27 protein-coding genes and 1 tRNA gene are annotated in these 23,473 nt (G+C 73.1%); 22 read left to right on the top strand and 6 right to left on the bottom strand.

Features of this window, described 5'->3' with window-relative positions:
• Window positions 1-166: 166 nt before the first annotated feature.
• The 3 genes from JOD66_RS27545 to JOD66_RS27535 are packed head-to-tail and all read left to right on the top strand — an operon-like array spanning window position 167 to window position 1,756.
• Window positions 167-676 (top strand): RNA polymerase sigma factor, encoded by a 510-nt coding sequence (locus tag JOD66_RS27545; protein WP_205126090.1) that lies wholly within the window; start codon window positions 167-169, stop codon window positions 674-676.
• A complete protein-coding gene (locus JOD66_RS27540) occupies window positions 669-1,223 on the top strand; it encodes a hypothetical protein (protein ID WP_205126089.1) in 555 nt (184 codons plus the stop codon). Before JOD66_RS27545 ends, JOD66_RS27540 begins: the two co-directional genes overlap by 8 nt.
• A complete protein-coding gene (locus JOD66_RS27535) occupies window positions 1,220-1,756 on the top strand; it encodes a carboxymuconolactone decarboxylase family protein (protein WP_205126088.1) in 537 nt (178 codons plus the stop codon). The genes JOD66_RS27540 and JOD66_RS27535 overlap by 4 nt, the downstream gene beginning before the upstream one ends.
• On the opposite strand, the gene JOD66_RS29705 is transcribed toward JOD66_RS27535, so the two are convergent.
• The gene (locus JOD66_RS29705; RefSeq protein WP_205126087.1) at window positions 1,740-2,777 is read right to left on the bottom strand and encodes a galactokinase; all 1,038 of its coding nucleotides are present in this window, start codon (window positions 2,775-2,777) and stop codon (window positions 1,740-1,742) included. The two genes, JOD66_RS27535 and JOD66_RS29705, sit on opposite strands and share 17 nt — an antisense overlap.
• A 23-nt stretch (window positions 2,778-2,800) precedes the next feature.
• Between JOD66_RS29705 and JOD66_RS27525 the strand changes: the two genes are divergently transcribed.
• Together JOD66_RS27525 and JOD66_RS27520 are read left to right on the top strand one after the other, a co-directional pair.
• The gene (locus tag JOD66_RS27525) at window positions 2,801-3,358 is read left to right on the top strand and encodes a nucleosidase (protein ID WP_205126086.1); all 558 of its coding nucleotides are present in this window, start codon (window positions 2,801-2,803) and stop codon (window positions 3,356-3,358) included.
• Entirely contained in the window at window positions 3,355-4,212 is an 858-nt protein-coding gene (locus JOD66_RS27520) for a patatin-like phospholipase family protein (protein ID WP_205126085.1), read from the top strand. Before JOD66_RS27525 ends, JOD66_RS27520 begins: the two co-directional genes overlap by 4 nt.
• A gap of 4 nt (window positions 4,213-4,216) precedes the next feature.
• Here the strand turns inward: JOD66_RS27520 and JOD66_RS27515 are convergent, their stop codons facing one another.
• Both JOD66_RS27515 and JOD66_RS27510 read right to left on the bottom strand, forming a co-directional pair.
• Window positions 4,217-4,810, bottom strand: coding sequence for a LysR family transcriptional regulator substrate-binding protein (locus tag JOD66_RS27515; protein ID WP_205126084.1), 594 nt, complete (start codon window positions 4,808-4,810; stop codon window positions 4,217-4,219).
• Between the two features lie 45 nt (window positions 4,811-4,855).
• Window positions 4,856-5,131 carry a Fe-S cluster assembly protein HesB gene (locus tag JOD66_RS27510; protein ID WP_205126083.1) on the bottom strand — a complete coding sequence of 92 codons (276 nt, stop codon included), beginning with the start codon at window positions 5,129-5,131 and terminating at the stop codon, window positions 4,856-4,858.
• A 137-nt stretch (window positions 5,132-5,268) separates the two neighbouring features.
• Here JOD66_RS27510 and JOD66_RS27505 point away from each other — a divergent pair, with 137 nt between their 5' ends.
• The 14 genes from JOD66_RS27505 (at window position 5,269) to JOD66_RS27440 (ending at window position 16,612) form a co-directional block, all read left to right on the top strand.
• Window positions 5,269-6,213, top strand: coding sequence for a helix-turn-helix domain-containing protein (locus JOD66_RS27505; protein WP_205126082.1), 945 nt, complete (start codon window positions 5,269-5,271; stop codon window positions 6,211-6,213).
• 75 nt (window positions 6,214-6,288) lie between these two features.
• Complete coding sequence (locus tag JOD66_RS27500) at window positions 6,289-6,486, top strand: hypothetical protein (protein WP_205126081.1); 198 nt, start codon at window positions 6,289-6,291, stop codon at window positions 6,484-6,486.
• Between the two features lie 27 nt (window positions 6,487-6,513).
• Window positions 6,514-7,113 (top strand): methyltransferase, encoded by a 600-nt coding sequence (locus JOD66_RS27495; RefSeq protein WP_205126080.1) that lies wholly within the window; start codon window positions 6,514-6,516, stop codon window positions 7,111-7,113.
• 68 nt (window positions 7,114-7,181) lie between these two features.
• A tRNA-Leu gene (locus tag JOD66_RS27490) sits at window positions 7,182-7,267 on the top strand.
• A 90-nt stretch (window positions 7,268-7,357) separates the two neighbouring features.
• Complete coding sequence (locus JOD66_RS27485) at window positions 7,358-7,576, top strand: DUF6458 family protein (RefSeq protein ID WP_205126079.1); 219 nt, start codon at window positions 7,358-7,360, stop codon at window positions 7,574-7,576.
• Window positions 7,577-7,730: 154 nt separating this feature from the next.
• On the top strand, window positions 7,731-8,261 hold the full coding sequence (locus JOD66_RS27480; protein WP_205126078.1) for a DUF1269 domain-containing protein: 531 nt from the start codon (window positions 7,731-7,733) through the stop codon (window positions 8,259-8,261).
• Window positions 8,262-8,271: 10 nt separating this feature from the next.
• Entirely contained in the window at window positions 8,272-8,826 is a 555-nt protein-coding gene (locus JOD66_RS27475; RefSeq protein ID WP_205126077.1) for a tetratricopeptide repeat protein, read from the top strand.
• 106 nt (window positions 8,827-8,932) lie between these two features.
• Window positions 8,933-10,009: an exosporium glycoprotein BclB-related protein gene (locus JOD66_RS29700; RefSeq protein WP_205126076.1), complete on the top strand. Its 1,077-nt coding sequence runs from the start codon at window positions 8,933-8,935 to the stop codon at window positions 10,007-10,009.
• A 272-nt stretch (window positions 10,010-10,281) separates the two neighbouring features.
• Window positions 10,282-11,985: an ABC transporter substrate-binding protein gene (locus tag JOD66_RS27465; RefSeq protein WP_205126075.1), complete on the top strand. Its 1,704-nt coding sequence runs from the start codon at window positions 10,282-10,284 to the stop codon at window positions 11,983-11,985.
• Window positions 11,972-12,901 carry an ABC transporter permease gene (locus tag JOD66_RS28840; RefSeq protein ID WP_205126074.1) on the top strand — a complete coding sequence of 310 codons (930 nt, stop codon included), beginning with the start codon at window positions 11,972-11,974 and terminating at the stop codon, window positions 12,899-12,901. The genes JOD66_RS27465 and JOD66_RS28840 overlap by 14 nt, the downstream gene beginning before the upstream one ends.
• Window positions 12,898-13,884, top strand: coding sequence for an ABC transporter permease (locus tag JOD66_RS27455; protein WP_205126073.1), 987 nt, complete (start codon window positions 12,898-12,900; stop codon window positions 13,882-13,884). Before JOD66_RS28840 ends, JOD66_RS27455 begins: the two co-directional genes overlap by 4 nt.
• Entirely contained in the window at window positions 13,877-14,899 is a 1,023-nt protein-coding gene (locus tag JOD66_RS27450) for an ABC transporter ATP-binding protein (protein ID WP_205126072.1), read from the top strand. The genes JOD66_RS27455 and JOD66_RS27450 overlap by 8 nt, the downstream gene beginning before the upstream one ends.
• On the top strand, window positions 14,896-15,684 hold the full coding sequence (locus tag JOD66_RS27445) for an ATP-binding cassette domain-containing protein (RefSeq protein ID WP_205126071.1): 789 nt from the start codon (window positions 14,896-14,898) through the stop codon (window positions 15,682-15,684). Before JOD66_RS27450 ends, JOD66_RS27445 begins: the two co-directional genes overlap by 4 nt.
• Window positions 15,685-15,760: 76 nt before the next feature.
• Complete coding sequence (locus JOD66_RS27440) at window positions 15,761-16,612, top strand: alpha/beta fold hydrolase (RefSeq protein ID WP_205126068.1); 852 nt, start codon at window positions 15,761-15,763, stop codon at window positions 16,610-16,612.
• Here JOD66_RS27440 and JOD66_RS27435 read toward each other — a convergent pair.
• Window positions 16,599-17,561: a LysR family transcriptional regulator gene (locus JOD66_RS27435; protein ID WP_307823763.1), complete on the bottom strand. Its 963-nt coding sequence runs from the start codon at window positions 17,559-17,561 to the stop codon at window positions 16,599-16,601. The two genes, JOD66_RS27440 and JOD66_RS27435, sit on opposite strands and share 14 nt — an antisense overlap.
• Window positions 17,562-18,088: 527 nt before the next feature.
• Window positions 18,089-19,060: an AraC family transcriptional regulator gene (locus tag JOD66_RS27430; RefSeq protein ID WP_205126067.1), complete on the bottom strand. Its 972-nt coding sequence runs from the start codon at window positions 19,058-19,060 to the stop codon at window positions 18,089-18,091.
• A gap of 70 nt (window positions 19,061-19,130) precedes the next feature.
• Here JOD66_RS27430 and JOD66_RS27425 point away from each other — a divergent pair, with 70 nt between their 5' ends.
• Genes JOD66_RS27425 through JOD66_RS27415 form a run of 3 tightly spaced genes read left to right on the top strand, consistent with a single transcriptional unit; the run spans window position 19,131 to window position 22,784 of the window.
• A complete protein-coding gene (locus tag JOD66_RS27425; RefSeq protein ID WP_205126061.1) occupies window positions 19,131-20,585 on the top strand; it encodes a flavin-containing monooxygenase in 1,455 nt (484 codons plus the stop codon).
• Complete coding sequence (locus JOD66_RS27420) at window positions 20,582-22,261, top strand: GMC oxidoreductase (RefSeq protein WP_205126059.1); 1,680 nt, start codon at window positions 20,582-20,584, stop codon at window positions 22,259-22,261. Before JOD66_RS27425 ends, JOD66_RS27420 begins: the two co-directional genes overlap by 4 nt.
• Window positions 22,262-22,271: 10 nt before the next feature.
• Complete coding sequence (locus JOD66_RS27415) at window positions 22,272-22,784, top strand: aminoacyl-tRNA deacylase (RefSeq protein WP_205126058.1); 513 nt, start codon at window positions 22,272-22,274, stop codon at window positions 22,782-22,784.
• On the opposite strand, the gene JOD66_RS27410 is transcribed toward JOD66_RS27415, so the two are convergent.
• Window positions 22,747-23,439 (bottom strand): hypothetical protein, encoded by a 693-nt coding sequence (locus tag JOD66_RS27410; RefSeq protein WP_205126056.1) that lies wholly within the window; start codon window positions 23,437-23,439, stop codon window positions 22,747-22,749. The two genes, JOD66_RS27415 and JOD66_RS27410, sit on opposite strands and share 38 nt — an antisense overlap.
• Between the last annotated feature and the right edge of the window lie 34 nt (window positions 23,440-23,473).

The raw sequence follows: 23,473 nt of genomic DNA, 5'->3' as shown, positions 1-23,473 counted from the left end.
CTCGTTGTCGGCGGGTTGGGTTTGGGGGCGGTGGTGGGGTGGTCAGGCCAGCGGGGGATTGGGCAGAGACTGCAGGTGGTCGGCCGGAATTGTTGCGGTTTGGTCCCAAACCGCAGACCGAAACAGCCACGTGACACCGGGGCGGCGTCGTGCGAAGAAGGTCGGGATGCAACCAGGAACCGGCGGGTTCGCCGAGGTGTACGCCGAGCACGTGACGCCCGTGTGGCGCTACGTGCGCCTGCGCGTGCCCGCGGATGCCGATGCGGAGGACGTGACGAGTCAGGTGTTCGAGCGGGCGATCCGCTCCTGGGACCGGTACGACGGCGCCCGGGGTGGGGTGGGGGCGTGGTTGATGGGCATCGCCCGCCACACGGTGGCCGACTGGTGGCGGCGCAACGGCCGGGAGCTGCCGACGGATCCGGCCGCGCCGGGGCTGGCGGGTGGGACCGCGGAGGACGATCCGGAGGGCGAGGTGCTGCGCCGGCTGGGTGCGGACGAGGTGCGACGGCGGCTGGGTCACCTGACGGCGCGGGAGCGGGAGGCGGTGGCGTTGCGATTCGGTGGTGAGCTGAGCTCGCCGGAGATCGCGGCGCTGCTCGGGGTGACGCCGAGCGCGGCGCGGATGCTGGTGCACCGCGCGGTGGCCCGGCTGCGCGAGGTGCTCGACGATGCCTGACGAGTCGTTGCCTGACCACCCGAGGCCCGACGCCCTCGACACCGTCCTGTGGCTGACCGACGCGGCGCGCTCGACGCCGCCGCCCGCCCTCGTGGCCCGGATCGACGCCCGGATCGGCGCCCGGGTCGACGCCCGGGCCCCCCGACGTGCCGACCGGCCGAGCCGGGGGATGGCGGTGGTCGCGCTCGCCCTGGCCGCCGCGTTCGGGTTCCAGGCGGTCGGCAACCTGGTGGCGGGCGAGTGGATCGCGGAGGGGATCGGCGAGCCGTTCGCGCCGCATGCGCTGTTCGAGATGTCGTTGGCGCTGGTGGCGGCGGCGGTGTGTGCGGCGTCGGCCGCCGTCCGCCGGGCCTGGGGCGGGTTGTCGGTGCTCACCTGCACGCCGTTGGCGCTGAGTCTCGGCGTGCACGGGGTGGGGGAGTTCGGGCAGTTCGCGGCGGGCTCCGCGCTGCACACCGTCGAGGGGGTGCTGGGGGTGGCGCTGCTCGGCACCTGGTGGTGGCAGTGGCGTGACACCCGGCGCGGCACCCGCGAAGGAGGGACATGAGCATCCTCGAGCGGATCTGGGTCCACGTGCGTGTCCTCGCCTCCGCCAAGCGCAACCGCGGCGACCTCGCCGGCCGGTTGGTACGCCGCCCGCAGCTCTTGGTCGCGCAAGGCACCTACGAGACGTCGCTGCTGCTGATGGGTCGGCTGCCCGCCCACCTCAAGACCCTGGCCACGGCGAAGGCCGCGATGGTCGTCAACTGCGAGTTCTGCCTCGACATCGGGGCGGCGCTCGCGCGCAGCGAGGGCGTGCCGGAGGACAAGCTGGTCGCGCTGCTGGAGCCCGACGGCAACCCGGCCCTCACCGACGACGAGCAGCTGGTCGTGGCCTTCGCGGCGGCGATCAGCGCGTCGCCCGCCGTCGTACCCGACGAGCTGCGGGCCCGGCTCGAGGCCCGGTTCAGTGGCGCTCAGCTCACCGAGCTCGCGGCCGAGGTCGCCTGGGAGAACCAGCGCGCCCGGCTCAACCAGGCGCTCGGAGTACGGCCCGCCGGCTTCTCCGACGGCGCCTTCTGCCTCATCCCGCAGCGCTGAGCAGCGCCGCACCCGGCCCGGGCTCGACGAGGTGGTGGGCGGGGGCGGACCAGCCTCGGTCGTGGAAGGCGCTGTCGACCGCGGTGCGTACGGCGGCGGCCCGCTCGGCCGCGACCAGGGTGATGGTGCACCCGCCGAACCCGCCGCCGGTCAGCCGCGAGCCGAGCGCACCCTCGCCGACGGCGGTCTCGACGACCAGGTCGAGCTGCGCCACGGACACCTCGTAGTCGTCGCGCAGCGAGGCGTGGGAGGCCGTCATCAGGCTGCCGAGGCCAGGCCAGTCCTGGGCGCCGATGGCGGCGACCGCGGCGCGGACCCGGTCGTTCTCGGAGGCGACGTGGCGCAGCCGGCGTCGGTCACCGGCCGCGCACTCCCGCCGGCGCTGGGCGTAGCCGCCGTCCCCGTCCGCGAGCACGTGGCGCACCCGGGTGTCGGTGACGAGGAGCACCAGCCCGGCGGCCGCGACGGGCAGGGGTACGGGGGTGGTGACCGGCGACCGGGCGTCGGCGAAGTCGATGAGCAGCGCGTGGCCCGCGGAGCCGAGCATGCTGGCGAGCTGGTCCATGCCGCCGGTCGGCGCGCCGACCTGGTCGGTCTCGGCGCGACGGCAGATCTCGGCGAGCTCCCGCCGCCCGGCGCCGTCGAGGGGGATCCCGAGCAGCCCGGCCAGCGCGGTGGCGACCGCGCACTCCAGGGCCGCGGAGCTGGACAGCCCGCCGCCGAGCGGCACGGTCGAGGTGAGCGCGAGGTCGAGCCCGGGCAGCTCCCAGCCGGCGCGGCGCAGCTCGGTGACGACGCCATGGACATAGCGCTGCCAGTGCGGGTCGTCCGGCGCGGCCTGGTCGCTGCTCATCCGGATCCGGTCGTCCGCGCGAGCGGCGACGGTGGCCGTCGTGGCGAGCTGGATCGCGAACGGCAGGCACAGCCCGCCGTTGTAGTCGGTGTGCTCGCCGATCAGGTTGACCCGGCCGGGAGCGCGGGCGACGACGGTCTCGCCCGTGGCCTGCCGAGGAGGATGCACGGGCTCACACTAGGGTGAGCGCCGTGCCCCGCCCGCTCGTCGTCGCCGCCACCCGCGCCGAGGTCGCCCACGTGCCCGCCGGCATCGAGGTGCTGGTCACCGGGATCGGCAAGACCGCCGCCGCCACCGCACTCGCGCGCCATCTGGCGGTCCGCGACGATCTCGGCGACCTCGAGATCGTCAACCTCGGCACCGCCGGCGCCCTGCACGACGGGCTGGCCGCCGAGCACGGCCTGTACGAGGTCGGTACGGTGCTCAACCACGACATCAACGCCGACGCGATCCGGGCCCTCGGCTACGACCCGCGCGAGCGCCTCGTCGTCGGCACGGGCGAGACGGTGCTCGCAACCGGCGACGTCTTCGTCACCGACCCGGTCGTTCGGGCCCGGCTCGCCGAGCAGGCGCAGCTGGTCGACATGGAGGGCTACGCCGTCGCGTACGTCGCCCAGGAGCTCGGCGTACCGGTCCGGCTGGTCAAGCACGTCTCCGACAACGCCGACGAGGGCGCGTGGGAGTGGGCCGCCCTGGTGGACCGCAGCGCCCGGATCCTCGGGGAGTGGGCGGCGGAGCATCTCGGATGAGCAGGTCCCGCGCGCTCGTGCTCGGCGGTGGCGGCGCCACCGGCAATGCCTGGCTGGTCGGCGTGGTCGCCGGACTGCTCGAGGAGGGCGTCGACGTGATGGACGCCGGCCTGGTCGTCGGTACGTCGGCCGGCTCGACCACGGCCGTCCAGCTGTGCGGGGTGGCCGCCACCGAGCTGCTGGACGCGGTGCTCGAGGCGCCGGTGCCGCGGCGCCCCGCGCGACCGCGGCCGGCGCGTGCGGTGCCGGATCAGCTGGAGCGCATCGACCGGATCATCGCGGCAGCCACCGACCCCGCGGACCTGCGTCGTCGGCTGGGTGCGGCTGCGCTGGAGCTGGCGGGCGACGGGTCCTGGCAGGAGCGTTGGCGCAGCACGGTGGCGGCCCGGCTGCCGGACCGGCACTGGCCCGCGCGGAAGCTGCTGGTCACCACCGTCGACGCCGCGACCGGTGAGCCGGTCGAGCTGGACCGGCACAGTGGGGTCGACCTGGTCGACGCGGTCGCGGCGAGCTGCTCCAGCGGGCCGGCGTACCGGATCGGGGAGCGGTCCTACATCGACGGCGGCTACCGCGCGAACGCCGACAACGCCGACCTGGCGCTGGGCTGTGAGCGGGTGCTCGTCCTGTCGCCTTTCGGCGGCCGGTCACGGGCGCCGGCCGCGTGGGGGCTGCATCTCGCCAGCCAGGTGGCGCGGCTGCGGTCAGCAGGGAGCCGGGTCGAGACGGTGCTGCCGGAGGCCGAGGAGCTGTTCGGCCGCAACGCGATGGACCTGTCGCTGCGGCCCGCCGCCGCGCGCGCGGGCCGCGACCAGGGCCGGGCGAGCGCGGCGCGGGTCGGCGCGCTCTGGTCCTGACCGGTCAGCGGCTGCTGCTCGCTCGCCGACCGCGGACCACGCCCACGAAGTCCTGGTGGAGCGGGCTGTCGGCGTCGCGCAGCCAGACCAGGGCGACGGTGGTGGGATCGAGCTCGACCGGACGCTGCACCACGTCCTTGCGGTGGTGCAGCCGGGCGATCGACATCGGCACGATCACGATGCCGGTGCCGGACGCGGCGACCTCGATGGCGTCCTTGACGCTCATCGCGGGGAAGGGCAGCTGCTCGACGTCGGGCGTCCATCCGGACTGATGGGGGAGCACCAGCTGCTCCTCGGCGAGATCGCTCAGCGGAACCGGGGTCTCGGGGTCGGCGGCCGCGACGAAGTGCTCCCGGCCGGCGACGACGACCGGCACCTCGTCGTAGAGGCGCACGCAGTGCAGCGGCGCGGGTGACTCGAGGTCGACCGGCAGCCGGACCAGCGCGAGGTCGGCGCTGCCGTCGTCGAGGACGGCGCGCTGCTGGTGCTCCTCGATCGGGAGCAGGTGCAGCCGGATCCGCGGGTGGCGCTCGCGCCAGACCCGCGCCCACTTGTCGGGGGTCACTCCAGGAGCGAAGGCGATGCGCAGATCCTGCATGCACCCACGATCCCAGAGTGATCCCGTCAGCGGCTCATCCGCGCGCTAGGCCTGGGCGAGCAGCCCGAACTGCAGCGTGCCGGCGTCGTCGATGCCGGCGTCGAGCACCATCGCGTCGAGCTGGGTGGCGGAGCCGGAGTCGAGGTAGACGGTGGCCCCGTCCTGCTCGACGACCTGGTCTCCGGGTTCGGCCTGGTCGGCCGCGGACACGGCGAAGCCGGCCTCGGCCTGGGTGATGCGCAGTCCCGCGGAGTCCGGGACGTCGGGGGCGTCGGTCATCTGCTTGACGATGGTGCAGGCGTTCTCAGTGAGGGTGAGCATGGCTTGCCTTCTCGGTTCGAGGTCAGAGACCTTCCCCACCGTGGCATCTGTCGGGCGCTGGTTCAAGGGCGCGGACGGTCAGGACCGTCGGCGCCGGGTACTACAGTCGAGAAGCCGTGCGCGGAAGGTGGGTCCGGATGTTGTTCGAGAGCGACGGTCTCGAGGAGACCGAGGAGTTCCTGAGCGCCCACTACGCCCCGATGCGGATCGGCAGCACGACCGCGAGCGCGCCGACCCGGGTCGTCCGGGCCGCGGCGCCCGAGATCAGCGTCGACCGGCTGGACCTCCGCTTCGAGATGTCCTACGACGTCGAGCCGCTCGGCATGATCAGCCTCTGCCACATCGAGGCAGGCAGCATCGACGCGCACGGCCCCGACGGGGCAACGGCCGAGGACTTCGGTGCGGGAGAGCTGTTCACCCTCGCGCCGCCGGAGCGGGCCTACGCCGGGACGATCAACCGGGCCACCTACACCGTCACCAGGCTCGATCCCGACGTACTGGCCCGTGTCGCCTCGCCCGCCCCGGGACACACGAGTGTGCGGCTCACCGGCCACCGACCGGTCAGCGCCGCCGCCGCACGCCGGGTGCGCGCCGCCGTCGACCACCTCGACCGCACCGTCCTCGCCGACCCGGAGGCGGCTGCCAGTCCGCTCGTCCTCGGCACCGGGCTGCGCTACCTCGCCGCACAGGTGCTGGAGGCCTTCCCCAACACCTCCGTCGCCGGCCCCAGCCGCGCCGAGGGACGCGACGCCCATCCCGCCGCCGTACGCCGGGCGCTCGCCTACATCGACGCCCACGCCGACCTCGACCTGTCGCCCGCGCAGATCGCGGCCGCCGCCCACGTCAGCGTCCGGTCCCTGCAGCTCGCCTTCCGCCGTCACCTCGACACCACCCCCACCGCCTACCTGCGTGAGGTCCGCCTGGCCCGGGCCCGCAAGGACCTCGCCGCGGCCCGGCCCGGCGACGGGGCGAACGTCGCCGACATCGCGCTGCGCTGGGGCTTCGCCCACCAGGGCAGGTTCGGGCAGTCCTACCGGATGACCTACGGCGAGACGCCCGGCACCACCCTGCGCCGCGGCTGAGGCATTCGCTGGGCGGCCACCGAGACTGGCGCCCAGCGGATACCGGCGGGCCGCGCCGCTGCCTAGCGTGGTGGTGTGACCTCCCCTCCCTCTCTCGGCCGCCCCACGGAGCCGCCCGCCGACGAGTCCAGCGAGGTCCGGAGCCTGGAGTGCCTGGCCTGCGCGCGGAGGACCGACCACGTCCGTGGGAGCGTCACCCACGCCGCCGACGGCTCCGTCCTGGTCCAGTGGTGGACCTGCCTCGTCTGCTGCGAGTGCGAGACGCTCGGCTGAACGGTGGGCGGACCGGACGAGCGGACCATGACCTTCGGCTCCCTCAGCATCGCGTACGACGACCGGGTGCTCGCCCCGCGCGCCTGGACCCGATCCCAGTCGGCCTGGGCGCGGGAGCTGCTCGACGTCGTTCCCCCGGGCCCGGTGCTGGAGCTGTGCAGCGGCGTCGGCCACATCGGCCTGCTCGCCGTCGCCGGCACCGAGCGCCGGCTGGTCTGCGTGGACGTGGACCCGGTGGCCTGTGCGTACGCCGAGCGCAACGCCGCCGCGGCCGGCCGCGGCCACCTGGTCGAGGTCCGCAACCACGCCCTGGACGCCTTCGTCTCCGACGAGGTGTTCGCCCTGGTGATCGCGGACCCGCCGTGGGTGCGCAGCGAGCACGTCGGCTGCTTCCCCGCCGACCCGGTGCTGGCCATCGACGGTGGTGCCGACGGTCTCGACCGCGCCCGCGAGTGCGTGCGCCTGATCGACCGCCACCTGCACGCCGACGGGGCCGCCCTGCTCCAGCTCGGCTCCTACGCCGAGGCCGAGGAGCTGTCCGCCGAGCTTCCCGCCACGCTGCGGATCGCGGTGAGCGAGGCGGAGCCCGGCCGCGGCCTCGTGGTGGAGCTGGTGCGACCCCGGTGACCGGCGTCCGGAATCGGGGTGCCGATTCCACGTCTGCGGCCAGGCTTTGCTACGGTTTCACCGCACTCGTCCGGGTGGCGGAATTGGCAGACGCGCTAGCTTGAGGTGCTAGTGCCCGTATTAGGGCGTGGGGGTTCAAGTCCCCCCTCGGACACCGACGAGGAACCCCAGGTCTCACCTGGGGTTCCTCGCTTTTTACCGACCGCGGCGGTATGGCTCCGCGGGGCGCGGGCACCGCCTCGTCATGTACATCGGACTGGGAATCGTTCTGCTGGTGCTCGGCCTGATCCTCGTCATGGACGTGATCACCGTCGACCTGAGCTTCGTCGACGACGGTGCCCTCGGGACGATCCTGATCGTCGCCGGGGTGCTCGCCATCGTGCTGTCGCTGCTCTACGCCCCGCCGTGGCGTCGCGAGGCCCGGGACACCGTCGTCCACCACCGTGACGACCCGCGGATCTGAGGGTGCTCGTCAGCTGAGTCGTCGACCGAGAGGCCGGCCCGTCTGCACGCGGGCCGGCCTCTTCGCCGTCCGCCCTCGCTGTCGACCTGCTCGCGTCAGGTCGGTGTTCTCGGCGCAGTGGGTACCACGGAGAAGTACGGCGGAAGGGGGGCAGATGACCGAGCGGGACGCCTGCACGTCCGGGCGGTGGCGGGCCGCGCCGTCGCTCACGATCTGGGTCTACGACTCCCCGTTGGGAGCCACGGCGGGGGAGATCCGGTTCCAGGAGCTAGCCCGCCGGGGCGCGGTGGTGGTCGCCGAGGCTGCCGTGGTGACCTGGGTGCGGGGCAGCCATCGGCCCCATGTCCGTGTCCTTCGGCGGCGAGCATCGCCGCCTGAGATGTCGGTGCTGGGCGAGCTGGTGCGGCTGTTGGCGCGTCCCGGAGTGGAGTCGGCTGATCCGATCTCGGCACTGGCGGAGCGGATCGCGGGCGCGGGGATCGACCAGCAGCTGCTCGTCGAGGTGCGACGGGCGCTGGCTCCGGGGACCTCGGCGCTGCTGGTCCTGGCGAGTGACGTGGACCTGGGTGTCGTACGTCCCATCGTCGAGCACGGCCGTGCCCGACGCGGGGTGGCCATGCTGCACGCCGATCTGACGCCGACGGCGCTCGACGTCCTGCGGCAGGCACTCCTCCCGCATCCCTAGACTGACCGCCGTGTCCCGCCCCACGCTCGCCGCCCTCGCCCTCGCCACGCTCGTCCTCGTCACCGGCTGCAGCGGGGACGACGAGAAGAAGCCGGCCCCGGCGGCGGAGTCCTCGGCGGGCCCGTCGGCCGCCGACACGCTGGTCCACACCGGGTTGCGGCAGCTCGAGGCGGGCGAGGACGCCAAGGCGCGGGCCACCTTCGAGAACGTGCTCGAGCTGGATCGCGAGAACGTCTACGCCCACTACAACCTGGGTCTGCTGGACCAGAAGGCCGGCCGGACGAAGGACGCGGGCGCGCACTACGACGCAGCGCTGGCCACCGAACCCGAGTTCGCGCCGGCCCTCTACAACAAGGGCATCCTGCTGGAGGCGAGCGACCTCGAGGGAGCGGTCGACCTCTACCGGCGCGCACTCGACGTCGACCCGAAGCTGGCCGCCGCGCACATGCGGCTCGGCTTCGCCCTGCTGCACCTCGGCGAGACCAAGGAGGCCGAGGAGCATCTCGCCACCGGTGTCGAGCTGGACCCGTCGATGGCGAACGTCGAGGCACCGTCCTACGACTGAGCCGTCCTACGACTGAGCCGTCGTACGGCTGACCGAGCGGCCGGGACGAGGTCCCGACTTTCGCCGATCGCGAGTGCGGCGGCACGGCGGCCACTAGGTTGCGGCGGTGACCAGCTTCCGGCCTCGTGCCCTCATCTCCCTGTCTCTCGCGACCCTGGCGACGGCGACCCTCGTCGGCTCCGGTGGGGCGGCGCAGGCCGTCGACCGCGGAAAGCCGGAGGTGCGGGTCATCAGCGCCTGCTTCAGCACGAAGACCGGCAAGATCCGCGTCGTCAAGAACGTCAAGCAGTGCCGGCCCGGCGAGAGCCACATCCGCTGGACCCGCGGCGGGGACCGCAACCGCGGCCCGCAGGGCACCGCCGGAGCTGACGGGGTCGCCGGACCGGCCGGTCCCGCGGGTGCCCCCGGGGCGACGGGGGCGCCGGGCGCGACCGGTGCGCCGGGTGCGACCGGCGGCATCGGCCCGGCGGGTCCGATGGGGCCGACGGGCGCCACCGGTGCGACCGGCGCCGCGGGCCAGGCCGGCCAGGACGGTGGCATCGGCCCGGCCGGAGCGACCGGTGCGACCGGACCCGCCGGCCCGGTCGGCGCGACCGGAGCGACCGGTCCCGCGGGCGAGCCGGGAGCCACCGGGGCCACCGGCCCCGCGGGCGCTCCGGGCTCCGGGACCATGCTGTCGAGCAGCAGCGGCCAGGTGGCGGTCACGACCACGGTCCTCGGCGGCCTCAACAACACCGTCACCGTGCTTCCCATCAACGGCGCCGGATCGGTCAGTGGCGTGCAGATCGTCGGAGGCATGATCGACGCGTCCGGCAACGCGGTCGCGGGCCTCGCCCAGCCGATCACCGGCGACAGCACGCTCACCGCCATGCACGGCTACTTCACCAACACCGGCGCGATGTCGCTGGTGGGGACCAGCCTCAGTCTCCAGGTGCAGCTGTGGACCTCGGCGACCCCGAACAACGTCTTCACCCCGGTCCCGGGCGCGACCTGCACGCTCGCCCCGGCCCTGACCGGGATCCTCCCGATCGGCACGATCGCGGACTGCAGCACGACCGGTCTCTCGGTCCCGCTGACCGACCAGACGCAGGCCATCCTGGTCGTCCGCTCGACCGTGACGGCGGGGATCGACGTCACCACGTCGCTGGCGGGCTACTGGTCGGCGGGACTCAAGCTGTCCTGATCCTCTCCATGGCGCCTGAGCGCGCCGCCGGGTCCTCTGCACCTGGGCTGCCGACATGTAGCCCAGGTGCACGTCGACGTCTTCCGAGCAGCACCATCGGCCGCTATGGTGGTCCACGCGCGCGCGGAGCCGTCTGATCGTTCAGATTCTCTTAAACATCCGGTGCAGAACTCCTCGATGGACGCGCCCTCCCGCTCGCCAAGAGACTCCCTTCCTGAGATCCAAGCCGCGGACCCGATCGGATCGGGACCGCCTCACAGGAAGCGCGATCCATGACGAAACGAACCCGGAGAGTGGTGCCCGTCGGGCTCGCGCTCGTCCTGGCCCTCGCGGCGGCCGGCTGCAACGCCAACTCGTCGTCGTCCGACTCGACCAGGGACAAGACGACCAGCGCGATGGAGTCGGTGCCCCAGGGCGGGACGCTGCACTACCTCTCGCGGAAGGCGACCGAGTCCTTCGAGACCGCCAACGCGCAGATGGTGCCGACCAGCCGGCTGCGGTGGGTGCACCGCGGGCTCACGTCCTGGCAGACCTTCCCCGACAAGGACACGATCCTCGTCCCCGACCTCGCGACCGACACCGGTACGACGACCGACGGCGGCAAGACCTGGACCTTCGAGCTCCAGGAGGGCCTTGAGTTCTCCGACGGCAGCCCGATCACCGCGCAGGACGTGAAGTACGGCATCGAGCGCTCCTTCGCCCCGATGTTCCAGGGCGGCCTCGGCTACCACAAGACGCTGCTCGAGGGCGCTGCCGACTACGACGGGCCGTACGACGGCAAGGAGCTCGACTCCATCGAGGTCGTCGACGAGCACAAGATCGTCTTCCACCTGACCCGCCCGTTCGGCAACTGGCCGTGGATCGTGAGCATGCCGGCGTTCGCGCCCGTGCCCAAGGCGGCCGACACCGAGCCGGAGACGTACGGCGAGCACCCGGTCGCGAGCGGCCCCTACATGGTGACCAGCTTCAGCAAGGGCACCCAGGCCGTGCTGGAGCGCAACCCGAACTGGAAGGCGGACACCGACCAGGCCCGTCTCGCCGGCCCGGACAAGATCATCCTCGACATGGGCCTGAACAACGACACGATCGTGCAGCGGCTCATCGACGACAAGGGCGACGACAAGGACGCGATCAGCAATGCGCTCATCTCGCCGTCGCAGTTCCAGCGCATCGAGTCGGACAAGTCCATCTCGGACCGGCTGGCGAACGGACCGTCGGGCTACTTCCGCTACCTCGCGATGAACGTCAAGCGGCCCGGCCTGTCGGACCTGCGGGTGCGCCAGGCGATCAACTACGCGATCAACAAGGCCGAGATCCAGAGCGTGTACGGCGGCCCGAGGTTCGGGGGCCAGATCACCTCCTCGATCATGACCGAGGGCATCCCCGGCGCCACTGACTACGACCTCTACGACGGCGGCGACACCGGCGACGTCGACAAGGCGAAGGCGCTCCTCGCCGAGGCCGGCGTGACGGACCTGAAGCTCACGCTGACCTACCCGACCGACGTCAGCGCGATCGAGGAGAAGGAGGCGCAGAGCGTCAAGAACTCGCTCGCGCGGGTCGGCATCGACGTGGAGCTCGAGGGCCTCGACAGCAGCACCTGGTACGAGCTGATCTCGTCGAAGGACGGTGACTACGACCTGACGACCAACGGCTGGGGCGCCGACTTCCCGAGTGGCATGAGCACCATCCAGCCGCTGTTCGCCTCGAGCGAGATCGGCAACGGCGGCGGCAACGCCTCGCAGTACTCCAACCCCGAGGTGGACGCCGCGATCGACGCCGCGATCTCGGAGCCGGACCTCGACAAGGCCGCCGAGATGTGGGCCGCGATCGACAAGCAGATCATGGCGGACGCCCCGATCGTGCCCTTCCTCGTGCAGCGCACGCAGGCGCTCGCGGGATCGAACATCCTGAACTACTTCATGCCCGCCTACCCGCCGTTCGCGAACGAGCTGGTCGTCGGTGTCGATCACTGAGATCGAGCAGGCGGAGGGCCGGCGTACGTCGGTCCTCCGCCGCTTCCTCCGCAAGCGGTCCGGGGTGGCCGGGCTGGTCATGCTCGTCGTGCCGCTGGTCGCGGGGCTGTGCGCCCCGCTGCTGGTCCGGCTCGAGGGCCAGGATCCACACACCTTCCACACCGACCTGCTCGACCCGGACGGTGGCCGCCCGCTCGGTGCGCTCGGCGGCGTCAGCGGCGAGCACTGGCTGGGCGTCGTACCCGTCACCGGGGTCGACCTGTTCGCGCAGATCGTCTACGGCATCCGGTCCTCGCTGTTCATCGCGTTCGGCGCGAGCATCCTGGCCATCGTCGTCGCCGCGGTTCTGGGCACCGCGATGGGCTACTTCGGCGGCTGGTTCAACGCCGTCGCCGGGCGGGCGATCGACTTCATGTTCGGCTTCCCCGGCCTGATGTTCGTGATCGCGATCATGGCGATCGCGCCGCCGGAGCTGCCGCGCTGGCTGGTGCTGGTGCTGGTGCTCGCCTTCTTCGGCTGGACCGTGCCGGCCCGGATCATCGGCGCCCAGGCGAGCGCGATCAGCGCCCGCGCGTTCGTGGAGGCCGCCCGCGCGACCGGCGCCCCGCCGTGGCAGATCATCCGGCGCGAGATGCTGCCGCACCTGTTCGGCCTGGTCGTCGTGCTGTTCGCGATGTCGCTGCCGGCCAACGTCAGCGTGGTCGCCGGCCTGTCGTTCCTGGGGGTCGGCCTGCGCGGCGACATCCCGGACCTCGGCAAGCTGCTCTCCGACTCCCTGCCGTGGATCTACAGCGGCGCGGACGTCTGGTACATGCTCTTCCCCGGCGCCGTGGTGTTCCTGATCGTCTTCGGCGCCACGCTCGCCGGCGACGCGCTCCGCGACGTCCTCGACGTGCGCACGGAGGATGCCGCATGATCGCCTACATCGCCCGTCGCATGGTCACCGCGGTGTTCATGCTCCTCGCGATCGCGTTCGTCACGATCGCCCTCTTCTTCGGCGCCTCCAAGGACCCGGCCCGCGCGATGTGCGGCAAGCCGTGCCCGGAGGAGACCAAGGCCAAGGTCAGCGCCTACATGCAGACCGACCAGAGCGTCGTGTGGCAGTACGGCCAGTTCGTCAAGGGGATCGTCGCCGGCCGCACGTACGGCGAGGGCTCGCAGCAGGTCGAGTGCGCGGCGCCGTGCTTCGGCTACTCGTTCCCGAACAGGAGCGACGTCACCACCCTCATCGGCGAGCGGCTGCCGGTGACGCTCTCGCTCGCGCTCGGCGCCGGCGTGCTCTGTCTCGTGGTCGGGATCGGCCTGGGCGCGCTGTCGGCGATCCGCAAGGGCGGGATCCTCGACAGGTTCTCCACCGGCTTCGCCATGTTCGGCCTCTCGGTGCCCACCTTCCTGGTCGGCCTGCTCGTGGTCCAGGTCTTCGGGTTCATGCTCAACGTGCTGCCGTTCTCCGGCTTCGTGTCGTTCTCCGAGTCGCCGGCGCAGTGGGCCTGGCACCTGATCGGGCCCTGGATGGTGCTCTCGTTCATCCTGGCCGCGAGCTACATCCGGATCACCCGCACCCAGCTGCTCAACGAGCTCTCCGGCGAGCACCTGGTCGCGATGACCGCGCGCGGGGCCTCGCCCCGGCAGGTCAACCGGCATGCCGTGCGCGGCGTGCTGGTCCCGGTCAGCGCGATGTTCGCGCTCGACGTCACCGCGCTGCTGGGCGGCTCGGTGATCGCGGAGAAGGTGTTCAGCCTGCACGGGCTCGGCGACCTGCTGCTGTCGGGCGTCAACGAGTCGGACCTGAGCATCGTCGTCGGGGTCACCCTCTTCTCGGCGTTCCTCATCATCGTCGGCAATCTCGTCGTCGACCTGCTCCTGCCGCTTCTCGACCCGAGGATCCGCCGTGCCTGACCCCGTGCTCCAGGTCGAGGACCTGACCGTCTCGTTCACCTCGGGCGGGCGCACCTTCGACGTCGTCCGCGACCTGTCCGTCAGCCTGGACGGCGGCCGCACGCTCGCCGTGGTGGGGGAGTCCGGCTCGGGCAAGACCATCACCGGCCGCGCCATCATGCGGCTGCTGCCACGAGGGGCGAGCGCCCGGGGCCGGATCCTCGTCGCGGGCCGCGACCTGCTCGCCGCCGACGAGCGCGCGCTGCGCCGGGTCCGGGGCGCCGACGTCGCGATGGTGTTCCAAGACTCCATGTCGGCGCTCAGTCCCTATCTCGACATCGGCACCCACATCGCCCAGGCCGTGCGCCTGCACGACCCGTCGGTCTCGCGCCGCGACGCCCGGCGGCGGGCGGTCGACATGCTGGAGCGGGTCGGGATCCCGGAGCCCGCGGCCGCCGTGCGCCGCTACCCCCACGAGTTCTCCGGCGGGATGCGCCAGCGCGCGGTGATCGCCATGGCGCTGGTCAACCGGCCTGCCCTGCTCATCGCCGACGAGCCGACCACCGCGCTCGACGTGACGGTGCAGGCCCAGATCCTGGCGCTGCTCCGCGAGCTGCAGCGGGAGTTCGGCATGGCGATGCTGCTGATCAGCCACGACTTCGGGGTGGTCGCGAGCGCGGCCGACGACGTGCTGGTGCTCTACGCCGGCCGCGAGGCCGAGTACGGCAGCCTGCGCGACATCTTCGTGGAGCCGGCCCATCCCTACACCGCGGGCCTGCGCGCCGCGACGCCGCGGCTCGACGCCCGGCTCGACGACGGCGGCGAGCGGACCCGGCTGCGGGCCATCCCGGGCGCGCCGACGTCCCTGCGCGACGCCGGTCCCGGCTGCGCGTTCGCGCCGCGCTGCGGGCTGGCCGACCGGGTCGGCGAGCGGTGCGTCGTCGAGGTTCCGCTGCCGACCTTCCGCCCTGGCGACGCCCACCGCGCGGCCTGCCACCTCGACCAGCTCCCGTCCCTCGAGGAGGTCGCCCGATGAGTGAGCCGATCCTGGAGATGACCGACGTCAGCAAGCGCTACCGGACGCCCGGCGGCTTCGGCCGGCGACGCCACGGCCACCTGGCCGTGGACGGCGTCTCGCTGCGGGTCGAGCGCGGTGAGGCACTCGGCCTGGTCGGCGAGTCCGGGTCCGGGAAGTCGACGCTGGCGCGGATGGCCAACGGGCTCGTCGTACCGACCTCGGGGAGGGTGCGCACCGACGGCCAGGACCTGGCGACGCTGGGCCGGCGCGGGCTGCGCCGGCTGCGGCGCAACGTGGCGATGGTCTTCCAGGACCCGCTCGCCTCGCTGAACCCGCGCCAGACCGTGCGCCAGACCCTGGAGAACGTCTACCGCGCGCACGGCGAGAGCACGTCGACGGCCGAGCTGGTGGCGCTGCTGGAGTCGGTGGGCCTGGGCCCCGACTATCTCGGGCGCTACCCGCACGAGGCCTCCGGCGGGCAGCTGCAGCGCGTCGCGGTGGCGCGGGCGCTCGCACTCAAGCCGGACCTGATCATCGCCGACGAGCCGACCTCCGCGCTCGACGTCAGCGTCCGTGCCCAGATCCTCAACCTGCTCGCCGACCTGCAGCGCGACCAGGGGATCTCCTTCCTCCACGTCAGCCACGACCTGGCGGTGATCCGGCTCTACAGCGACCGGGTCGCGGTCATGCAGCGCGGCCGGGTGGTCGAGACCGGGCCGTCGGAGGAGATCTTCCGCGCGCCGCAGCACCCCTGCACCCAGGCCCTGGTCGCGGCGACCCCGGAGGCCGAGCTGCCGACCTGACCTTCGCCCGAGCGCTGCACGACGCCGACGAGCCGTGCCACGATCAGCACATGACGCACCGATAGAGAGAAGACACGTGGGAACCGACCTGTTCGTCCGGACGTACGGGCGGGACGCAGCCGATGCGCCCGCCATCCTGATCCTGCACGGCGCCGTGGAGTCCGGCGAGTGCTACGGCGACGCCGTGGACCGCTGGGGCGGCGAGTTCCACATCGTGGCGCCCGACGCGCGCGGCCACGGGAGGTCGCCCGGCCGCCGGCCCGACCACGAGGGCGTCCCGTCGACCGACGTGATGGTGCAGGACGCGATCGACATCCTCACCGACCTGCTCGAGGCGACGGGTCGCCGTACCCTCGTCGTCGGGCACTCGATGGGCGCCCGGATCGCGGCCTTCGTCGCGGCCGACGCGCCCCACCTGGTGGCCGGCGTCGTGCTCGAGGACCCGCCGTGGTGGGTGCCGGAGGCCGGACCCAACCCGTGGCTCAGCGTGCCGGCCGACCAGCGCGAGCGCGACCCGTTCGACGAGGTCGACAGCTCGACCGTCGAGGAGCTGGTCGACCTGCAGCGCGAGCTGAAGCCGCACTGGCCCGAGCAGGAGCTGCGGCCGCTCGCCGAGGCGATGAAGGCCGTCGACACCGACTACATGGACCAGCGGCTCCACGAGAAGCGTCGGATCTGGACGCCGACCGCCCGCCAGATCACCGTCGGCCCGGCCGGCGTACCCGCGCTGCTGGTCACCGGCACCGGCGACGTGATCGTCGACAAGCACTCCCGCGACCGGCTCACCGCCGTGGCTCCGGGCTTCGACGTGGTCGTGATCGAGGGCGCGGGGCACTGCGTGCGCCGCGACGTGCCCGAGGAGTACCACCGCCACGTCGACGCCTTCCTCCGCGAGAGCGCCCCGACGGTGGCGGTCACTCGACGCTGAAGGTGTCCGAGCGCGCGAGCGGGCCGTAGATCTCCGCGTCCGGCGCGGCGAGCGCGGCCCGCATCGCCTCGAGTCCCGCGCGGACGACGGGATGTCCCTGGTTGTCGCGCCGGGTCGTCATGATCACCTTGCGCAGCGGCGCGATGCCGCGGGTCGGCAGCACCGTCACCAGGTCGGCGTCGCGCGCCGACAGCGCCGACTCCGGGACCAGACAGATGCCGGCCTCGGCGGCGACCAGCGCCACCGCCGCGCGGTAGTCGTCGGAGACATGGGTGATCGGTGGGTGGAAGCCGACCTCGGCGCACGCCTGGAGCACCATCGTGCGGCACGGGTTGCCCGGCGAGGGCATGATCCAGCCCTCCGTCGCGAGCTGGGTGAGCTCGATGCCCTCCTCGCCGGCGAGGGGGTGGCCGTGCGGCAGCACCGCCTTGAACCGCTCGATGTAGAGCGGGAACTTGGCGATGTCGGGCGAGTCGCGCTCGGGGTCGGACTCGTACTCCAGGCTGACGGTGACGTCGATGTCGCCGCGCATCAGCATCCGGTGGCTCATGTGCGCCTCGGCGTCGACCACCGTGACGTCGACCCCGGGCGCCTGCCGGCGCAGCTCGACGATCGCCGGCGCGACCACCCACCCGATCGCGGTCGGGAAGGCACCGATCCGGAGCTGGCCGAGGACGCCGCCCGCATGGGCCGCGAGATCGGCCTCGGCCAGCTTCAGCCGGGCGCTGATCTCCTCGGCGTGCTCGGCGAGGATCCGTCCGGCCGGCGTGAGAGCAAGCTTGCGCCCGGTGCGCACGACGAGCGCGTGGCCGACTTCGCGCTCCAGCGCGCTGAGCTGCTGCGAGACGGCGGACGGGGTGAGGTGGAGTGCGGCGGCGGTCGCGGTGACCGAGTCGGAGTGCACGAAGGCGCGCAGCACCATCAGACGGCGGGGGTCGATCGTGGGCACGCTGCTCCGTCGCGTCGTGGGTCCGGGACGGTCGGGGACCGTCGGACGGGGCCGGGAGTTCCGATGCTATCGGGCGTCCTGGGCGACGAGTGCCGGGCTCGTGCGGACCGCCAGGCTCGGCCCCGATCCGGCAGCGCCGCTGCGGGCCGCCGAGCTGGCCTGCCTGCCTGCCGAGGGGCTGAGGGGGCTGTCGCGCTGTAACACGGAGTTCGCTGCTCTCCCGGACCCTGACCTGCTGTAGCGGACCCGTACGACCCGCTCCAGGCGACGTCTCGGGTCGGATAGGCCGGCGAACTGCGTGTTACAGCGCGCCGGTGGTGCAGCACGGGATGGCCGGGCGCTACGTGCGGTGTCGAGCAGTCCGCGTCCAGGGCGTGTCCCGCTGTAACACGCAGTTCGCTGCTCTCCCGGACCCCGACCCGATGTAGCGGACCCGTACGACCCGCTCCAGGCGACGTCCCGGGTCGGATAGGCCGGCGAACTGCGTGTTACAGCGCGCCCGGGGTGCACGACCGGACGACCGGGCGCTACCTGCGCGCGCTCGCCGACTGAGCGCGGGGGGTGCGGCCGGTCCAGCGGCGGTAGGCCACCACCAGGCTGGACGCCTCGGCGTACCCGAGGCGCAGGGCGACCTCGTCGAGCAGGAGTCCCTCGGCGAGCAGGTCCTCGGCGGCGGCGGAGCGGACCTCGTCGAGTACGCCGCGGTAGGTGGCGCCGGCGTCGGCGAGGCGGCGGCGCAGCGAGCGCTCGCTGAGGCCGAGCGCGGCGGCGACGTCGGCCATGGGGGCGCCGGACTCGAGGTGCTGGGCGACGAGGATGCGGACCTGGCCGGTGAAGGTGTCGCGTCCCCGGCGGGGCGAGACCAGGTCGCGACACAGGGCCTCGGCGAGGGCGCAGGCGTGGGTGTTGGCCTGGGGGAGCGGCTGGTCGAGCCAGTGGGTGGGGAACCGGAAGGCGCGGCCGGACGGGTCCCAGGTGGCGCGCAGCCCGGCGAGGCTGCCGCAGATCTCGTGCAGCACGGTCCAGATCGCGGTGAGGTCGCGCTCGACCAGGAAGTGCCGTACGTCGTCGGGGACGCCGCGGTCGTCGGCCCGGACGACGACCTGGTCGTCCGCGACGGTGGCCGTGGGGATGGTGAAGGTGAAGCTGAGGTCGATGAACCGCAGCGCCAGGTTCGCGGCCGCGCCGAGCGTGGGGCTGCTGAGCAGGGCGAAGCCCAGGGGCCCGAAGGTCGAGGCGTGGTAGGCCGACCCGACCCGGGTGCCGGTGACATCGGGCGCGGCGGCGAGCAGGTTGCGCACCACCCGCAGCTCCTGCTCGGCGGTCACCTCGCGCCGGGGGTCGGCGACGTCGCGCGCGCCCAGGCCGCTGCCCCGCAGCAGCGTCGCCACCGGTACGCCGGCCTCGGCCCCGACTGTGACGAGCAGCGCCGTCCCGGCCACATGGCGGGGGAAGCGCCAGTCGCGGGCGGCGGCGGGCTCGAAGGGCACGGACATCATGGCCGGAATTATGGATCGCCTGGCCGGAGCTCGCTGGCACCGGCCCCCTGATCGTTCCTAGCGTGCAGGCGTGCCTCCTTCCGTGATCGTCATCGGCGCCGGCTTCGGCGGCCTGGCCGCCGCCCACCACCTCCGGGCGGCCGGCGTCGCCGACGTCACCGTGCTGGAGCGGGCCGCCGACGTCGGCGGGGTGTGGCGCGAGAACACCTATCCGGGCGCGGCGTGCGACGTGCCGTCGGTGCTGTACTCGTGGTCCTTCGCGCCCAAGCACGACTGGTCCCACCGCTACGCCCGCCAGCCCGAGATCCTCGACTACATCCGGCAGCACGCCCGGCGCAGCGGGCTGGCCGACCTGGTGCGCACCGGCGCCGAGGTCACCGGCGCGACCTGGTCCGACGCGGACCGGCGGTGGACGGTGCGGCTCGCCGGCGGGGAGGAGCTGCACGCCGACGTGCTCGTCTCGGCGGTCGGCCAGCTCTCCCGTCCCTCCGTCCCTGCCCTGCCCGGCCTGGAGTCCTTCGCCGGATCCGCCTTCCACACCGCCACCTGGGACCACGACGTCGACCTGACCGGCCGGCGGGTCGCGGTCGTCGGGACCGGCGCGAGCGCGATCCAGGTGGTGCCGGCGATCGTGGACCGGGTCGCCGGGCTCACCGTGTTCCAGCGCTCGGCGCCGTACGTCGTGCCGAAGCCCGACGGCGCCTACTCCCCGCGCCAGCAGCGCCGCTTCGGCCGGCGTCCGCGCCTGCACCGGCTCACCCGGGAGGGCGTCTTCCACCTGACCGAGCAGCTGAACCGGACCCTCGACTCCGACGGCCGGCTGGCCGGCGTCCTGCACCAGGCCTGGCGGCTGCACCTGCGCCGGCAGGTCCGCGATCCCGAGCTCCGGGCCCGGCTGGTGCCGGACTACCCCCTGGGCTGCAAGCGGCTGCTGTTCTCCAACGACTGGTATCCCGCGCTCAGCCGGCCCCACGTCGACGTGGTCGACGAGCGGATCGAGGCGGTCGAGGCCGGCGGGATCCGGACCGCCGACGGCGTCCTGCACCCGGCCGACGTCCTGGTCTTCGGGACCGGGTTCGCGGCCACCGAGTTCCTGGCGCCGATGGAGATCCGCGGCCGCGCCGGCCGCCGGCTCGCCGACGCCTGGCAGGGCGGCGCGCGGGCCCATCTCGGCATCACCGTCCCCGCGTTCCCCGGCCTGTTCGTGCTCTACGGCCCCAACACGAACCTCGGCGGCAGCTCGATCATCGGGATGCTCGAGGCGCAGGCGCGCTATGTCGCCGAGGCGGTCACCTCGCTCGGCGGGGCCGGGCCGATCGAGGTGCGGGCGGACCGGGCCGCGGCGTACGACGAGGAGATGCAGCGCCGACTGGGGGAGAGCGTGTGGAGCGGGTGCGCCAGCTGGTACCGCGACCCCAGCGGCCGGATCACGACGAACTGGCCGGGGACGGTGCGCGAGTACCAGCGCCGTACCGAGCACGTCGACCCCGCCGACTTCCGCGTCACCGAAGGAGCCTCCCGATGACCCACTACGACGTCGTGGTGATCGGCTCCGGCTTCGGCGGCAGCGTCACCGCGCTGCGCCTGGCCGAGAAGGGCTATCGCGTCGGCGTGCTCGAGGCCGGCCGGCGCTTCGCCGACGACGAGCTGCCGACGACATCGTGGAAGGTGCGGGACTACCTGTTCCACCCGGCGCTCGGCTGCTACGGCCTGCTCCGGATGACGCTGCTCAAGGACGTGCTGGTGCTCACCGGCGCCGGTGTCGGGGGTGGCTCGCTGGTCTACGCGAACACCCTCTACGAGCCCCCGCGGGCGTTCTTCGACGACCCGCACTGGTCCGGCATCACCGACTGGGCCGACGAGCTGGCGCCGTACTACGACCAGGCGCGGCGGATGCTCGGCGTCACGCCGTACCCGCGCCGCTCGCCGTCCGACCTGGTGATGCGGGCGGTGGCCGACGACCTCGGCGTGGGCGACAGCTTCGGCCCGACGCCGGTCGGGGTGCTCTTCGGCGAGCGGCCGGGCGAGCGGGTGGCCGACCCCTTCTTCGGCGGCGCGGGGCCCGAGCGCACCACCTGCACCGACTGCGGTGCGTGCATGACCGGCTGCCGGGTCGGCGCCAAGAACACGACGGTGAAGAACTACCTCCATCTGGCCGAGGCGGCCGGTGCCGTGGTGCACCCGATGACGACGGTGACCGACGTGCGGCCCCGTCCCGGCGGCGGGTACGACGTCGCGACCCGCCGCACCGACGGCAAGGTGCGCCGGGGGCGCAGGGCGTTCACGGCCGACCAGGTCGTCTTCGCGGCCGCCTCGCTCGGCACCCAGCGGCTGCTCCACCGGCTGCGCGAGAGCGGCAGCCTGCCCGCCGTCTCGCCGCGCCTCGGCGAGCTGACCCGCACCAACTCCGAGGCGATCCTCGGCGTCCGGGCCCGTGGGGACGAGGTCGACTACTCCCGCGGCGTGGCGATCACCTCCTCGCTGCACGTCGACGACCACACCCACGTCGAGCCGGTCCGCTACGGGCGCGGCAGCAACCTGCTCGGCCTGCTCATGGCGACGCTCACCGACGCCCCCGCCGACGGCCGCAGCCGGGCCGTCGCCGGGCTGCGGGAGATGTGGCGCCGGCGCCGCGACCTGCCCCGGTTGCACGACCCGCGAGGCTGGTCGGAGCAGACGATCGTGCTGCTCGTCATGCAGAGCCTCGACAACTCGCTCACCACCTACCTGCGCCGCCGGCCGTGGGGCCGCACCCTCACCACCCGGCAGGGGACCGGCGCCGCGAACCCGGTCTGGATCCCGCAGGGCCACGAGGTCGCCAGGAGCGTGGCCGAGGAGATCGACGGCATCCCCGGCGGCACCTGGGCCGACCTGGTGAACGTCCCCGCCACCGGGCACCTGATCGGCGGCTGCGCGATCGGGGAGTCCGCGGCGACCGGCGTGGTCGACCCGTACCACCGCCTCCACGGGTACGACGGTCTGCACGTCATCGACGGCTCCACCGTCGCCGCGAACCTCGGTGTCAACCCGTCGCTGACCATCACCGCCATGGCCGAGCGGGCGGTGGCGCTGTGGCCCAACCAGGGTCAGCCCGACCCGCGCCCGCCCCGGGGATCGGCGTACCGACGGGTGGCGCCGGTGGCGCCCGTGCGGCCCGCCGTGCCGGACGACGCCCCGGCGGCCTATCGGGTCACGTCCTAGCATCGTCGTCATGAGCGAGCCCGACCCGACCGCCCCGACCGACCAGTCGGCGCGGGCGATCGCCGCAGCCGAGGCGCTCGGCCTGGAGTTCGCGGTGACCCGGCACGGTCCGGTCGGCTCGCTGGAGGAGGCCGCCGCGGCGCGTGGGATCGAGCCGCGGCAGATCGTGAAGACCATGGTGGTGCGGGTGGCCGAGGGCGACCACCGGTTCGTGCTGGTGCCCGGTGACCGCGAGATCTCCTGGCCGCTGCTGCGCGCGCTGCTCGGCGTCAACCGGATCTCGATGCCGTCGGCCGACGCCGCGCGGGAGGTGACCGGCTACGTCCGTGGCACGATCACGCCGCTCGGCTCGCTCACCCCACTGCCCGTGATCGCGGACAGCCGGGTGACCGGCACAGTGTCGATCGGGGGCGGTGCGTACGGCGTCGCCCTGACCGTCGACGGCGACGCGCTCGTCAATGCGCTGGCCGCCACCGTCGCGGACGTCACGACGCCGGGTGGACCTCCACCTGGGTCCCGTTGAGGTCGTACTCGATGTAGGCGGTCTGGTTGAACTCGTTGCTGGCGTAGGCCGAGATCCAGGCCGGAGTCTCGTCGTCGGCGTCGGGCTTCTCGATGATCAGGTAGCAGTTGGTCGGGTCCTCGACGAGCTTCTCTACCTGCGGGCACAGGGCGTCGAGGACGCTGCTCTCGACGCTCGTCAGGTCGAAGGCCTCCTCGTCGCCGGTGGTCTTGGACGGCTCGTTCAGCTCGCCGTCCCAGTAGTAGTCGAGCTGGCGCTCGTCGCTCGGGTCGTCCGGCTTGTAGGGGACCGAGACGCTCGCGTACTCGGGATAGATGACCGCTCGGCGCACCAACGTGGAGTCCCGCTCCTCCCGCAGCGCCGCCACCAGGGCGTCGAAGCCCTGGTCGGTCTGCGGCTGACCCGCGGCGGCGTCGTCGTCACCCCCGCCGAGGGCGACGATCAGGGTCGTGGCGGCGGCGACGGCGACCAGTCCGCCCACGATCAGCTTGGCCGACGGGCCGCCCGTCCGGCGTACGGTCCGCTCCTCGAGGCTGCGGACCGGCTTCGGCTGCTTCGGCGGCGTGTACGGCCGGTGCGTGGGCGGCTGCGCCGGCGCACCGTCGGGCTCCGGGGTGCCGTCGGGACGGTACTGCTTCCATCTGCGAGGGGCCACTGGAGCACGCTAGTGGTGGGGGGCGTGCAACGAT

This window comes from Nocardioides nitrophenolicus (assembly GCF_016907515.1).
Lineage (GTDB): Bacteria > Actinomycetota > Actinomycetes > Propionibacteriales > Nocardioidaceae > Nocardioides > Nocardioides nitrophenolicus.
Note: the sequence above shows the minus strand (reverse complement) of the source record. Positions and strands in the feature narration are given on the sequence as shown.

What these genes read in the sequence shown, in the direction of transcription:
- JOD66_RS27545 (WP_205126090.1), top strand. Translation starts at nt 167, where the DNA reads ATGCAACCAGGAACCGGCGGGTTCGCCGAGGTGTACGCCGAGCACGTG.
- JOD66_RS27540 (WP_205126089.1), top strand. Translation starts at nt 669, where the DNA reads ATGCCTGACGAGTCGTTGCCTGACCACCCGAGGCCCGACGCCCTCGAC.
- JOD66_RS27535 (WP_205126088.1), top strand. Translation starts at nt 1,220, where the DNA reads ATGAGCATCCTCGAGCGGATCTGGGTCCACGTGCGTGTCCTCGCCTCC.
- JOD66_RS27520 (WP_205126085.1), top strand. Translation starts at nt 3,355, where the DNA reads ATGAGCAGGTCCCGCGCGCTCGTGCTCGGCGGTGGCGGCGCCACCGGC.
- JOD66_RS27515 (WP_205126084.1), bottom strand. Translation starts at nt 4,810, where the DNA reads ATGCAGGATCTGCGCATCGCCTTCGCTCCTGGAGTGACCCCCGACAAG.
- JOD66_RS27510 (WP_205126083.1), bottom strand. Translation starts at nt 5,131, where the DNA reads ATGCTCACCCTCACTGAGAACGCCTGCACCATCGTCAAGCAGATGACC.
- JOD66_RS27505 (WP_205126082.1), top strand. Translation starts at nt 5,269, where the DNA reads ATGTTGTTCGAGAGCGACGGTCTCGAGGAGACCGAGGAGTTCCTGAGC.
- JOD66_RS27495 (WP_205126080.1), top strand. Translation starts at nt 6,514, where the DNA reads ATGACCTTCGGCTCCCTCAGCATCGCGTACGACGACCGGGTGCTCGCC.
- JOD66_RS27485 (WP_205126079.1), top strand. Translation starts at nt 7,358, where the DNA reads ATGTACATCGGACTGGGAATCGTTCTGCTGGTGCTCGGCCTGATCCTC.
- JOD66_RS27480 (WP_205126078.1), top strand. Translation starts at nt 7,731, where the DNA reads ATGACCGAGCGGGACGCCTGCACGTCCGGGCGGTGGCGGGCCGCGCCG.
- JOD66_RS27465 (WP_205126075.1), top strand. Translation starts at nt 10,282, where the DNA reads ATGACGAAACGAACCCGGAGAGTGGTGCCCGTCGGGCTCGCGCTCGTC.
- JOD66_RS27455 (WP_205126073.1), top strand. Translation starts at nt 12,898, where the DNA reads ATGATCGCCTACATCGCCCGTCGCATGGTCACCGCGGTGTTCATGCTC.
- JOD66_RS27445 (WP_205126071.1), top strand. Translation starts at nt 14,896, where the DNA reads ATGAGTGAGCCGATCCTGGAGATGACCGACGTCAGCAAGCGCTACCGG.
- JOD66_RS27430 (WP_205126067.1), bottom strand. Translation starts at nt 19,060, where the DNA reads ATGATGTCCGTGCCCTTCGAGCCCGCCGCCGCCCGCGACTGGCGCTTC.
- JOD66_RS27420 (WP_205126059.1), top strand. Translation starts at nt 20,582, where the DNA reads ATGACCCACTACGACGTCGTGGTGATCGGCTCCGGCTTCGGCGGCAGC.
- JOD66_RS27415 (WP_205126058.1), top strand. Translation starts at nt 22,272, where the DNA reads ATGAGCGAGCCCGACCCGACCGCCCCGACCGACCAGTCGGCGCGGGCG.